This is a genomic window from Streptomyces sp. NPDC007162, assembly GCF_040634175.1.
Lineage (GTDB): Bacteria > Actinomycetota > Actinomycetes > Streptomycetales > Streptomycetaceae > Streptomyces.
Window position 1 is genome coordinate 22375 of record NZ_JBEYFC010000028.1, and the last position, 12619, is coordinate 34993.

General features: G+C 68.8%; 12 protein-coding genes. 1 reads left to right on the forward strand and 11 read right to left on the reverse strand.

Features of this window, described 5'->3' with window-relative positions:
• Window positions 1-2: 2 nt before the first annotated feature.
• Genes nuoK through ABZ646_RS05735 form a run of 11 tightly spaced genes read right to left on the reverse strand, consistent with a single transcriptional unit; the run spans window position 3 to window position 10835 of the window.
• Entirely contained in the window at window positions 3-302 is a 300-nt protein-coding gene (gene nuoK / locus ABZ646_RS05685; RefSeq protein WP_046726439.1) for an NADH-quinone oxidoreductase subunit NuoK, read from the reverse strand.
• Window positions 299-1144 (reverse strand): NADH-quinone oxidoreductase subunit J, encoded by an 846-nt coding sequence (locus tag ABZ646_RS05690; RefSeq protein WP_360513272.1) that lies wholly within the window; start codon window positions 1142-1144, stop codon window positions 299-301. The genes nuoK and ABZ646_RS05690 overlap by 4 nt, the downstream gene beginning before the upstream one ends.
• Entirely contained in the window at window positions 1141-1782 is a 642-nt protein-coding gene (gene nuoI, locus ABZ646_RS05695) for an NADH-quinone oxidoreductase subunit NuoI (RefSeq protein ID WP_360513274.1), read from the reverse strand. Before nuoI ends, ABZ646_RS05690 begins: the two co-directional genes overlap by 4 nt.
• Window positions 1775-3139: an NADH-quinone oxidoreductase subunit NuoH gene (nuoH, locus tag ABZ646_RS05700; protein ID WP_360513276.1), complete on the reverse strand. Its 1365-nt coding sequence runs from the start codon at window positions 3137-3139 to the stop codon at window positions 1775-1777. Before nuoH ends, nuoI begins: the two co-directional genes overlap by 8 nt.
• Window positions 3136-5640: an NADH-quinone oxidoreductase subunit G gene (locus ABZ646_RS05705; protein ID WP_360513278.1), complete on the reverse strand. Its 2505-nt coding sequence runs from the start codon at window positions 5638-5640 to the stop codon at window positions 3136-3138. Before ABZ646_RS05705 ends, nuoH begins: the two co-directional genes overlap by 4 nt.
• On the reverse strand, window positions 5637-6986 hold the full coding sequence (gene nuoF, locus ABZ646_RS05710) for an NADH-quinone oxidoreductase subunit NuoF (protein ID WP_360513280.1): 1350 nt from the start codon (window positions 6984-6986) through the stop codon (window positions 5637-5639). The genes ABZ646_RS05705 and nuoF overlap by 4 nt, the downstream gene beginning before the upstream one ends.
• The gene (gene nuoE / locus ABZ646_RS05715) at window positions 6983-7852 is read right to left on the reverse strand and encodes an NADH-quinone oxidoreductase subunit NuoE (RefSeq protein ID WP_360513282.1); all 870 of its coding nucleotides are present in this window, start codon (window positions 7850-7852) and stop codon (window positions 6983-6985) included. The genes nuoF and nuoE overlap by 4 nt, the downstream gene beginning before the upstream one ends.
• Window positions 7849-9171, reverse strand: a complete 1323-nt coding sequence (locus ABZ646_RS05720) for an NADH-quinone oxidoreductase subunit D (RefSeq protein ID WP_360513284.1) — start codon at window positions 9169-9171, stop codon at window positions 7849-7851. Before ABZ646_RS05720 ends, nuoE begins: the two co-directional genes overlap by 4 nt.
• On the reverse strand, window positions 9168-9911 hold the full coding sequence (locus tag ABZ646_RS05725) for an NADH-quinone oxidoreductase subunit C (protein ID WP_360513286.1): 744 nt from the start codon (window positions 9909-9911) through the stop codon (window positions 9168-9170). The genes ABZ646_RS05720 and ABZ646_RS05725 overlap by 4 nt, the downstream gene beginning before the upstream one ends.
• Window positions 9908-10462 carry an NADH-quinone oxidoreductase subunit B gene (locus ABZ646_RS05730; RefSeq protein WP_055635348.1) on the reverse strand — a complete coding sequence of 185 codons (555 nt, stop codon included), beginning with the start codon at window positions 10460-10462 and terminating at the stop codon, window positions 9908-9910. The genes ABZ646_RS05725 and ABZ646_RS05730 overlap by 4 nt, the downstream gene beginning before the upstream one ends.
• Before the next feature lie 13 nt (window positions 10463-10475).
• Complete coding sequence (locus tag ABZ646_RS05735; RefSeq protein ID WP_007383963.1) at window positions 10476-10835, reverse strand: NADH-quinone oxidoreductase subunit A; 360 nt, start codon at window positions 10833-10835, stop codon at window positions 10476-10478.
• 766 nt (window positions 10836-11601) lie between these two features.
• Between ABZ646_RS05735 and ABZ646_RS05740 the strand changes: the two genes are divergently transcribed.
• The gene (locus ABZ646_RS05740; protein ID WP_360513288.1) at window positions 11602-12408 is read left to right on the forward strand and encodes a C40 family peptidase; all 807 of its coding nucleotides are present in this window, start codon (window positions 11602-11604) and stop codon (window positions 12406-12408) included.
• The last annotated feature ends 211 nt before the right edge of the window (window positions 12409-12619 follow it).

The following is a 12619-nucleotide window of genomic DNA, read 5'->3' on the forward strand; positions in this document are numbered from 1 at the left end:
CCTTACAGCTTCATCAGGCTGGCGTCGTCGACCGAGGCCGAGTGGCGGGTACGGAACAGCGACACGATGATCGCGAGCCCGACCACGACCTCCGCGGCGGCGACGACCATCGTGAAGAAGGCGATGATCTGGCCGTCGAGATTGCCGTGCATGCGGGAGAAGACGACGAACGCGAGGTTGCAGGCGTTGAGCATCAGCTCGATGCACATGAAGACGACGATCGCGTTTCGTCTGATCAGCACACCGGTGGCGCCGATCGTGAACAACAGGGCCGCGAGGTAGAGGTAGTAGACGGGGTTCACTTCGACGCCTCCTCGCTCCGCTTGTGGTGGGCGGGTTCGACCGGGGTGCGCTCCAGTCGTTCCTCGGCACGCTGTTCGAGGGCCCGCAGGTCGTTGAGTGCCTGCGTCGACACGTCGCGGATCTGGCCGCGGTCGCGCAGTGTCTTGCTGACCGTGAGCTCCGAGGGGGTGCCGTCGGGCAACAGGCCGGCGATGTCCACGGCGTTGTGCCGGGCGTAGACGCCGGGGGCGGGCAGCGGCGGCAGGTGCTTGCCGTCGCGGACACGCTGTTCCGCCTGCTCGCGCTGGGTCTTGGGGCGTTCGGTGCGCTCGCGGTGGGTGAGCACCATCGCGCCGACGGCCGCGGTGATGAGCAGGGCGCCGGTGATTTCGAAGGCGAACACGTACTTGGTGAAGATGAGGGCGGCGAGCCCCTGCACATTGCCGTTGGCGTTGGCCTGGCCGATGCCGTTGAACTGCTTCAGGGAGGCGTTGGCGATGCCCGCGAAGAGCAGGACGCCGAAGCCGACCCCGCACAGCAGGGCCAGCCAGCGCTGGCCCTTGATGGTCTCCTTCAGGGAGTCGGCCGCGGTCACACCGACCAGCATCACCACGAAGAGGAACAGCATCATGATCGCGCCGGTGTAGACGACGATCTGCACGATGCCGAGGAAGTAGGCGCCGTTGGCGAGGTAGAAGACCGCCAGGATGATCATGGTCCCGGCGAGGCACAGCGCGCTGTGCACGGCCTTCCTCATGAAGACGGTGCACAGGGCGCCGATCACGGCGACGGTGCCGAGGACCCAGAACTGGAAGGCCTCGCCGGTGGAGGTGGCGTACGCGGCGATCTGCTGCGGGTTCATCGGCCGATCACCTCCTGCGAGGCCGGTTCGTCCGGACCGAAGGTGGACTCGGCCTCCTGGGGGACCTCTCCCTTGGAGACGGCGACCTGGCGTACGGTCCCGGGCGCGGCCTCGGTGACCAGGCCCCGGTAGTAGTCCTGTTCGTCGGTCCCCGGGAAGATCGCGTGCGGGGAGTCGACCATGCCCTCTTCGAGGCCGGCGAGCAGCTGTTCCTTGGTGTAGATCAGATTGGCGCGGCTGCTGTCGGCCAGTTCGAACTCGTTGGTCATCGTCAGCGCGCGCGTCGGGCACGCCTCGATGCACAGTCCGCACAGGATGCAGCGGGCGTAGTTGATCTGGTAGACGCGGCCGTACCGTTCGCCCGGCGAGTAACGCTCCTCGTCGGTGTTGTCGGCGCCCTCCACGTAGATGGCGTCGGCGGGGCAGGCCCAGGCGCACAGTTCGCAGCCGACGCACTTCTCCAGGCCGTCCGGATGGCGGTTGAGCTGGTGCCGTCCGTGGAACCGCGGGGCCGTGGTCTTCTTCTGCTCCGGGTACTGCTCGGTCAGCCGCTTCTTGAACATGGCCTTGAAGGTCACGCCGAAGCCGGCCGCGGGGTTCAGGAAACCGGGCTTGCTCTCCTTGGGCTCCTCAGCCATCGGACGCCTCCTTTCCATCCGAAGATCCGTCACTGACAGTGTCCGTGCCGCCACTGACAATCAGCTCCCGCTCCCGGCGGGGACCGCGCCGGGGCACCGGTGGCAGCTCCTGTCCGGGCAGCGGCGGTACCGGGAACCCGCCCGCCATCGGGTCGAATCCGGCCGGCTCCGCGGCGCTCTGCCCGGCCTCCTTGCCCTTGTCGCGGAAGATGTCGACGACGAAGGACAGGACCAGCAGGGTGAGCAGTCCCCCGCCGACGTAGAGGGCGATGTCGGCGAAGCCGTAGTTCTCGTTGCGGAGGGTCCGTACGGTCGCGACGAGCATCAGCCAGACGACCGAGACCGGGATGAGGACCTTCCAGCCGAGCTTCATCAGCTGGTCGTAGCGCACGCGCGGGAGGGTGCCGCGTACCCAGACGAAGACGAACAGCAGCACGACGACCTTGGCGACGAACCAGAGCATCGGCCACCAGCCGTGGTTGGCGCCCGCCCAGACGGTGCTGATCGGCCAGGGGGCCCGCCAGCCGCCGAGGAACAGCGTCGTCGACACGGCGGAGACCGTCACCATGTTGACGTACTCGGCGAGCATGAACATCGCGAACTTGATCGACGAGTACTCGGTGTTGAAGCCGCCGACCAGGTCGCCCTCGGACTCCGGCATGTCGAAGGGGGCGCGGTTGGTCTCGCCGATCATGGTGACGACGTAGAGGACGAACGAGACCGGCAGCAGCAGGATGTACCAGCGGCCCTGCTGCTGGTCGACGATCGTGGACGTCGACATCGACCCGGAGTACAGGAACACGGAGGCGAACGCGGCGCCCATGGCGATCTCGTAGGAGATCATCTGCGCGCAGGAGCGCAGACCGCCGAGGAGCGGGTAGGTCGATCCGGAGCTCCAGCCGGCGAGGACGATGCCGTAGATGCCGACGGAGGCGACCGCGAGGATGTAGAGCATCGCGATCGGCAGGTCGGTGAGCTGCATCGTGGTGCGGTGGCCGAAGATCGAGACCTCGTTGTCGGCGGGGCCGAACGGGATGACCGCGATGGCCATGAACGCCGGGATGGCCGCGACGATCGGAGCCAGGACGTACACGGCCTTGTCGGCGCGTTTGACGATGACGTCTTCCTTGAGCATCAGCTTGATGCCGTCGGCGAGCGACTGGAGCATGCCCCAGGGGCCGTGCCGGTTGGGGCCGACGCGCAGCTGCATCCAGGCGACGACCTTGCGCTCCATGACGATGGAGATCAGTACGGTCACCATCAGGAAGGCGAAGCAGAAGACGGCCTTGATGACGACCAGCCACCACGGGTCGCGGCCGAACATGGAGAGGTCTTCAGCGGCGAGGTACGGGCTCATGCCTCCACCTCCTTGGGTGCCTCACCGGCGGCGGCCGCCGGGCCGATACGGACGAGGGTGCCGGGCTGCGTGCCGGTGTCGGATGCGACGCCGCCGCCCACCGAGTTCAGCGGGAGCCAGACCACCCGGTCGGGCATCTCGGTGATCCGAACGGGGAGTCGGACGGTGCCGGAGGTTCCGGTGACGGCGATGAGAGCGCCGTCCGCGACACCCGCCTCGGCGGCCGTCGCGGCGGACACGCGCGCGTGGGCCGCGTGCCGGGTGCCGGCCAGGGCCTCGTCGCCGTCCTGGAGGACGCCCTGGTCGAGGAGGAGCCGGTGTCCGGCGAGCACGGCCTCCCCGGCGGCCGGTCGCGGCAGCGGGGCGCCGGTCTCCAGTGGTGCGGAGGCCTTCGGCCCGTCCCAGCCGCCGAGCCGGTCCAGCTCCGCGCGCGTGGTGCGCAGGTCGGGCAGGCCGAGGTGGACGTCCATGGCGTCGGCGAGCATCTGCAGCACGCGCGCGTCGGTGGGTGCGAGCCGCCGGGGCATCTGGTCGGGCTTGACGGCGGCCTCGAAGAGGCGTGCTCGCCCCTCCCAGTTGAGGAAGGTGCCGGCCTTCTCGGCGACCGCGGCGACCGGGAGGACGACATCGGCGTGTTCGGTGACCTCGCTGGGGCGCAGCTCCAGGGAGACCAGGAAGCCGACGGCCTCGAGTGCCTCACGCGCACGTGCCGGGTCGGGCAGGTCGGCGACCTCGACACCGGCTACCAGCAGGGCCGAGAGTTCGCCGCAGGCGGCGGACTCGATGATCTGGCCGGTGTCGCGGCCGTGGCCGAGCGGGAGTTCCGACATGCCCCAGACGGCGGCGACCTCCTCACGCGCGCGCGGGTCGGTGGCCGGGCGGCCGCCCGGCAGCAGCGACGGCAGCGCGCCCGCCTCGATCGCGCCGCGCTCCCCGGCCCGGCGCGGGATCCACACCAGCTGGGCGCCGGTGGCGACGGCGGCCCGTACGGCGGCGGTGAGTCCGCCGGCGACCGATGCCAGCCGCTCTCCTACGACGATGACCGCGCCGTCGGTGCGCAGTGCCTCGGCGGCCAGGGTGCCGGACTCCTCCAGGCCGACGCCGCCGGCGAGGGCGTCCAGCCACTCGGTCTCGGTGCCGGGCGCGGCCGGCAGCAGGGTGCCGCCGGCCTTCTGCAGCCCGCGCGTGGCGTGCGTGGCGAGCGCGTACACCTTCTGCTTGCGCTTGCGCCAGGCCTTGCGCAGCCGCAGGAAGACGCCGGGTGCTTCCTCCTCCGACTCGAAGCCGACCAGCAGGACGGCGGGCGCCTTCTCCAGGGTGGTGTAGGTGACGCCGGTGCCGTCGAGGTCACGGCCGCGGCCCGCGATGCGCGCGGCCAGGAAGTCGGCCTCCTCGCTGCTGTGCACGCGCGCGCGGAAGTCGATGTCGTTGGTGTCGAGCGCCACGCGCGCGAACTTGCTGTACGCGTAGGCGTCCTCGACGGTGAGCCGGCCGCCGGTGAGGACGGCGGCCCGGGAGCGGGCGGCGGCCAGGCCCCGTGCGGCGGCTTCGAGGGCCTCCGGCCAGGAGGCGGGTTCGAGGACGCCCTGGGCGCCTCGGACCAGCGGGGTCTCCAGGCGGTCCTTCTGCTGCGCGTACCGGAACGCGAAGCGTCCCTTGTCGCAGATCCACTCCTCGTTGACCTCGGGGTCGTTGGCGGCGAGCCGCCGCATGACCTTGCCGCGGCGGTGGTCGGTGCGGGTGGCGCAGCCGCCCGCACAGTGCTCGCACACGGACGGCGAGGAGATGAGGTCGAAGGGGCGGGAGCGGAAGCGGTACGCCGCCGAGGTCAGCGCGCCGACCGGGCAGATCTGGATGGTGTTCCCGGAGAAGTACGACTCGAACGGGTCGCCCTCGCCGGTGCCGACCTGCTGGAGCGCGCCGCGTTCCAGGAGCTCGATCATGGGGTCGCCGGCGACCTGGTTGGAGAACCGGGTGCAGCGCGCGCACAGCACGCAGCGTTCGCGGTCGAGCAGCACCTGGGTGGAGATCGGGACGGGCTTCTCGTAGGTGCGCTTCCTGCCGTCGAAGCGGGACTCGGCGTTGCCGTGCGACATCGCCTGGTTCTGCAGCGGGCACTCGCCGCCCTTGTCGCAGACCGGGCAGTCCAGCGGGTGGTTGATGAGCAGCAGCTCCATCACGCCGTGCTGGGCCTTCTCGGCGGCGGGTGAGGTGAGGTGCGTCTTCACGACCATGCCGTCCGTGCAGGTGATCGTGCAGGACGCCATGGGCTTGCGCTGGCCCTCGACCTCGACGATGCACTGCCGGCAGGCGCCGGCCGGGTCCAGCAGGGGGTGGTCGCAGAAGCGGGGGATCTCGATGCCGAGCTGTTCGGCGGCGCGGATGACGAGGGTGCCCTTGGGCACGCTGATCTCCACGCCGTCGATCGTCAGCGTGACGAGGTCCTCCGGCGGGACCGCCGCCGTTCCCCCCGAGGAGGGGGAACTCGTGGTCACGGTCATGCGTTCACCTCCGGGCGGTCCGCCCAGGCCGTCGACTTGGCCGGGTCGAAGGGGCAGCCCCGGCCCGTGATGTGCTGTTCGTACTCCTCGCGGAAGTACTTCAGCGAGGAGAAGATCGGGGACGCTGCGCCGTCGCCGAGGGCGCAGAAGGACTTGCCGTTGATGTTGTCGGCGATGTCGTTCAGCTTGTCGAGGTCGGCCATGACGCCCTTGCCGGCCTCGATGTCGCGCAGCAACTGCACGAGCCAGTAGGTGCCTTCGCGGCAGGGGGTGCACTTGCCGCAGGACTCGTGGGCGTAGAACTCGGTCCAGCGGGTGACGGCGCGCACCACGCAGGTGGTCTCGTCGAAGCACTGCAGGGCCTTGGTGCCCAGCATGGAACCCGCGGCCCCCACTCCTTCGTAGTCGAGGGGGACGTCGAGGTGCTCGTCGGTGAACATGGGCGTCGAGGAGCCGCCGGGCGTCCAGAACTTGAGGCGGTGGCCGGTCCGCATTCCGCCGCTCATGTCGAGGAGCTGACGCAGGGTGATGCCGAGCGGTGCCTCGTACTGGCCGGGGCTCGCGACGTGGCCGCTGAGGGAGTAGAGCGTGAAGCCGGGTGACTTCTCACTCCCCATCGACCTGAACCATTCCTTGCCCTTGTGCAGGATGGCGGGAACCGAGGCGATGGACTCGACGTTGTTCACAACAGTCGGGCAGGCGTAGAGCCCTTCGACGGCAGGGAAGGGGGGACGCAGCCGCGGTTGACCACGGCGGCCTTCGAGCGAGTCCAGCAGTGCGGTCTCCTCACCGCAGATGTACGCGCCGGCGCCGGCGTGCACGGTCAGGGTGAGATCGAGGCCGCTGCCGAGGATGTTCTCGCCGAGGTAGCCGGCCGCGTAGGCCTCGCGCACGGCCTCGTGCAACCGCCTCAGGACGGGGACGACCTCACCACGCAGATAGATGAAGGCATGCGACGACCGGATGGCATAGCACGCGATCACGATGCCCTCGATGAGGCTGTGCGGGTTCGCGAAGAGGAGCGGGATGTCCTTGCAGGTCCCGGGCTCCGATTCGTCGGCGTTGACAACCAGATAGTGCGGCTTCCCGTCTCCCTGCGGAATGAACTGCCACTTCATGCCGGTCGGGAACCCCGCGCCGCCGCGGCCGCGCAGTCCGGACTCCTTGACATAGGCGATCAGGTCGTCCGGTGACATGGCGAGCGCCTTGCGGAGCCCCTCGTAGCCTTCGTGCCTTCGGTAGACGTCGAGCGTCCACGACCGGTCCTCGTCCCAGAAGGCCGACAGCACGGGTGCGAGCAGCTTCTCGGGGCTGGTGTCCTTGAGGTCGGGTACCACTGTCATCACTCCCCCTCCTCGGCGGCGGGCCCTGCCGGGTGCGACGGGTCGGAGGCCGAGGTCTCCTGAGGTGCGTCATGGGAGCTGAGGTGCTCGGTCGGGGACGGCTCGTGCACCGTCCGGTCCTGCACCTCCTCCTGCGGGCCTCCGCGCGGATGGACCACGCGCGCGGGTGCGGTCTCCCCCCTTGCCAGGCGGAGGCCCACCAGCGACGCGGGTCCCGCGCTGCCGCCCTCCTCGACGGCTCCGGGCCGCTCGTCGGGGAAGCCGGCCAGGATCCGCGCGGTCTCCTTGAAGGTGCAGATCCGGGCCCCGCGCGTGGGTTCGACGTCCCGTCCGGCGCGCAGGTCGTCGACGAGGCGTTTGGCGCTCGCGGGGGTCTGGTTGTCGAAGAACTCCCAGTTGACCATCACGACGGGAGCGAAGTCGCAGGCCGCGTTGCACTCGATGTGCTCCAGGGTGACCTTGCCGTCGTCGGTGGTCTCGCCGTTGCCGACGCCCAGGTGTTCCTGGAGGGTCTCGAAGATCGCGTCGCCGCCCATGACCGCGCACAGTGTGTTGGTGCAGACGCCGACCTGGTAGTCGCCGGAGGGCCGGCGCCGGTACATGGTGTAGAAGGTGGCGACGGCGGTGACCTCGGCGGTGGTGAGGTTCAGCATGTCCGCGCAGAACTGCATCCCGGTGCGGGTGACGTGTCCCTCCTGCGACTGCACGAGGTGCAGCAGCGGCAGCAGGGCGGACCGGGAGTCGGGGTAGCGGGCGATGACGTCGCGCGCGTCGGCCTCCAGCCGGGTCCGGACGTCGTCCGGGTACGCGGGGGCGGGCAGCTCGGGCATGCCGAGGCTGATACCGCGCTCCGAGGAAGAGGTGGTCACCGGTCGACGCCTCCCATCACGGGGTCGATGGACGCGACGGCGACGATGACGTCGGCGACCTGGCCGCCCTCGCACATCGCCGCCATGGCCTGCAGGTTGGTGAAGGACGGGTCGCGGAAGTGGACCCGGAAGGGGCGGGTGCCGCCGTCGGACACGGCGTGCACGCCGAGCTCGCCCTTGGGGGACTCGACGGCCGCGTAGGCCTGGCCGGGCGGGACCCGGAAGCCCTCGGTGACCAGTTTGAAGTGGTGGATCAGGGCCTCCATGGAGGTGCCCATGATCTTCTTGATGTGGTCGAGGGAGTTGCCGAGCCCGTCGGGGCCGAGGGCGAGCTGGGCGGGCCAGGCGATCTTCTTGTCGGCGACCATGACCGGTCCGGGCTGCAGCCGGTCCAGGCACTGCTCGACGATCCTGAGCGACTGGCGCATCTCCTCCAGGCGGATCAGGAAGCGGCCGTAGGAGTCGCAGGTGTCGGCGACGGCGACCTCGAAGTCGTAGGTCTCGTAGCCGCAGTAGGGCTGGGCCTTGCGCAGGTCGTGCGGGAGCCCGGTGGAGCGCAGGATCGGGCCGGTGGCGCCGAGGGCCATGCAGCCGGACAGGTCCAGGTAGCCGACGTCCTGCATACGGGCCTTGAAGATGGGGTTCCCGGTGGCGAGCTTGTCGTACTCCGGGAGGTTCTTCCTCATCTTCTTCACGAACTCGCGGATCTGGTCCACGGCGCCGGGCGGCAGGTCCTGGGCGAGTCCGCCGGGGCGGATGTACGCGTGGTTCATGCGCAGGCCGGTGATGAGTTCGTAGAGGTCGAGAATCATTTCGCGATCACGGAATCCGTAGATCATGATCGTGGTGGCGCCGAGTTCCATGCCTCCGGTGGCGATGCACACCAGATGGGAGGAGAGCCGGTTCAGCTCCATCAGGAGCACCCGGATGATCTTGGCGCGTTCGGTGATCTCGTCCTCGATGCCGAGGAGCTTCTCGACGGCGAGGCAGTAGGCGGTCTCGTTGAAGAAGGACGTCAGGTAGTCCATGCGGGTCACGAACGTGGTGCCCTGCGTCCACGTGCGGAATTCGAGGTTCTTCTCGATTCCGGTGTGGAGGTAGCCGATGCCGCAGCGGGCCTCGGTGACCGTCTCGCCGTCGATCTCCAGGATGAGCCGGAGCACTCCATGGGTGGACGGGTGCTGGGGACCCATGTTGACGACGATGCGTTCGTCGTCCGCGCGGGCCGCGGACTGGACGATCTCGTCCCAGTCGCCGCCGGTGACCGTGTATACGGTGCCCTCGGTGGTCTCGCGAGGGGAAGCGTGTGACGTGCTCACGAGTACGACCTCCGCTGGTCCGGAGCCGGGATCTGGGCGCCCTTGTACTCGACGGGGATGCCGCCGAGGGGGTAGTCCTTGCGCTGCGGATGGCCCTGCCAGTCGTCCGGCATCATGATCCGCGTCAGGGCCGGGTGGCCGTCGAAGACGATCCCGAAGAAGTCGTAGGTCTCGCGCTCGTGCCAGTCGTTCGTCGGGTACACGGAGACCAGGGACGGGATGTGCGGGTCGGCGTCCGGGGCGCTGACCTCGAGGCGGATCAGCCGGTTGTGGGTGATCGACCGCAGGTGGTAGACGGCGTGCAGCTCGCGGCCCTTGTCGTGGAGGTAGTGGACGCCGCTGACGCCGGTGCACAGCTCGAAGCGGAGCGCCGGGTCGTCGCGCAGGGTGCGGGCGACGCGGACCAGGTGCTCGCGCTCGATGTGGAAGGTGATCTCGCCTCGGTCGACGACCGTCTTCTCGACGGCGTTGTCCGGGAGCAGCCCCTGCTCCTCCAGGGCGCCCTCGAGTTCGTCGGCGACCTCGTCGAACCAGCCGCCGTAGGGGCGGCTCGCCGGTCCGGGGAGGCGGATGGAACGGACCAGTCCGCCGTAACCGGAGGTGTCGCCGCCGTTGGCGGCACCGAACATGCCCCGCTGGACGCGGATCTCCTCACCGCCCTGCCCCCGCTGGCCGGGGAGGTTGTCGGCGGCCAGGTCCTTCTCGGGGTTGACCCCGTTGCGGCCGTTGGCGTCGCTCACCGCAGCAGCCCCTTCATCTCGATCGTGGGCAGGGCCTTGAGCGCCGCCTCCTCCGCCTCGCGGGCCGCTTCCTCCGCGTTGACGCCGAGCTTGGAGTTCTGGATCTTGTGATGGAGTTTGAGGATGGCGTCCATCAGCATCTCGGGGCGCGGCGGGCAGCCGGGGAGGTAGATGTCCACGGGGACGATGTGGTCGACGCCCTGGACGATCGCGTAGTTGTTGAACATGCCGCCCGAGGAGGCGCAGACGCCCATGGAGATCACCCACTTGGGGTTGGGCATCTGGTCGTAGACCTGCCTCAGTACCGGCGCCATCTTCTGACTGACCCGGCCGGCGACGATCATGAGGTCGGCCTGGCGGGGTGAGCCGCGGAAGACCTCCATGCCGAAGCGGGCCAGGTCGTAGCGGCCGGCACCGGTGGTCATCATCTCGATGGCGCAGCAGGCGAGGCCGAAGGTGGCGGGGAAGACGGACGCCTTGCGCACCCAGCCGGCGGCCTGCTCGACGGTGGTCAGCAGGAATCCGCTCGGCAGCTTTTCTTCGAGTCCCATGTCTAAAGGCCCCTCAGTCCCATTCCAGGCCGCCGCGCCGCCATACGTACGCGTACGCGACGAAGACGGTGAGCACGAAGAGCAGCATCTCCACGAGCCCGAAAACACCGAGGGCGTCGAAGGTGACGGCCCACGGGTAGAGGAAGACGATCTCGATGTCGAAGACGATGAAGAGCATCGCCGTCAGGTAGTACTTGATCGGGAAACGCCCGCCGCCGGCCGGCGTGGGGGTCGGTTCGATACCGCACTCGTAGGCTTCGAGCTTGGCGCGGTTGTACCGCTTCGGACCGATCAGCGTGGCCATGACCACGGAGAAGATCGCAAAGCCTGCCCCGAGGGCTCCCAGTACGAGGATGGGCGCATACGCGTTCACCGCTCCTCGCTCCTCTCAGTCGGCACTGACTGGTGGCGGTTCGGCTGGGCTCACCTGCCTCGTCCGTCACACGAACCCCGCGCGTCCCGGGCGAAGATCGCGAACATGTGAAGCAGGTCACAAGCCCAACTGCCTCGCATCTTATGCCCGACGCTCTGTGATCTGCGACACGGGGTATTACACAAGCTTTGTGATCTCCACCACCTGACGATCGATCATGAAGTCGGATGAGTAGTGATCTTCACACCCGAAGCGTTCACCTGGTCACCAGAAGTGACATTTTCGCTCGTCGACGCAGGCGGGAGGCGGTCCGGAGCGGGCGTCTCTATATCAAGAGAGTTCCTCTGCATGCAAATTGGTGGTGGACGGGACGCCCTGATAGAGGGCCGCATTCACACATCAGAGGGAGGGGCGGAACCCGATGTGGACGCGTGCATGCGTTCACGAACTCGGGCGAGCATCACTCCTGCCCCGATCCCCGCGCGAGACGCGCCCCTCCCGGTGACCGTTCCGTGACCTCCGCCACATCGATGAGAGGCGTCTGAGAACGGGGATTGGCCAACGACCCCAACCGATGGTAGGTCGCGGGCAATTCGGGCGTAATGACGAAAGAACGTGATCACAGGCGTGATCAAGGGCGTCCACTATGTCCGTTACGGCGTCAATAAAGAAGAACACACAGGGGATTTACGGTCCTGATTGAGCAACTGTGGCGCAGCACACGTTTCTTGTAGATATGAAGGAGCCCCTGATACCGGTTGTTCCCATGTCCCACACCGCTCACATACGCAGCCACCGGAAGCCCCGCCGCAGCGCGACGACGAACATCGCCGTGCGCGCCGGAGTTGCCAGTGGTGTCCTCGGCATGGCAGCGGCGGGCGCGGCTTCGGCGAGTGCCGCCGAACCCGTGACGCAGACGCTCGAACTGCCCATCCTGACGGCCGATGTGGCCACCCAGGTGGCCCAGTCCGCCGACGCCACGCAGCAGGCAGCCGCGAACTACTCCCTCCAGGCCGAGCGCGACGCGGCCGCCACGAAGGCCGCGAAGCAGGCCAAGGCGGACCTCGCCGACGCGAAGAAGAAGGCCGAGGCCAAGAAGAAGGCCGAGGAGGCCCGCAAGGCCGCCGCCGAGCAGGCCGTCTCGCGCAGCGCCGAGCGGACCACCCTCAGCGCCACCTCCGCGAGCTCCAGCAGCTCCACGAGCACGTCCACGGCCACCGGTTCGGCCGCCGCCGTGGTCGCCTTCGTGAAGGCACAGATCGGCGACGCCTACGTCTCCGGCGGCACGGGCCCCAACTCGTGGGACTGCTCGGGTCTCGTGCAGGCCGCCTTCAAGTCGGTCGGCGTCAGTCTGCCGCGCGTCTCCCAGGACCAGTCGACGCAGGGCACCCAGGTCTCGCTGAGCGACCTGCAGCCCGGCGACATCCTCTACTGGGGCAGCGCCGGCAGCGCCTACCACGTGGCGGTGTACGTCGGCGACGGCATGTTCGTCGGTGCGCAGAACCCCTCCAGCGGCGTCGGGGAGCACCCGCTGTCGTACGACCCGCCGACCGGCGCGGTGCGGGTGCTCTGATCCACCCGAGCAACCGGGACAACCCGAATAACTCGGGCATTTCACAAGCACGGTGAGGGCCGCAGCCGCTCGGGGGCAGCGGCCCTTCCGGCTTCTCCACAGGCGCCTCGCGGGGTTTTCCACAGGCCCGTCCGCGATCGGTCGTCTCCTGGGATCCTCGATGCGGGCCGCTCGCACGGAGCGGCCCGGGACTCGAGAAGGAGACACCGCG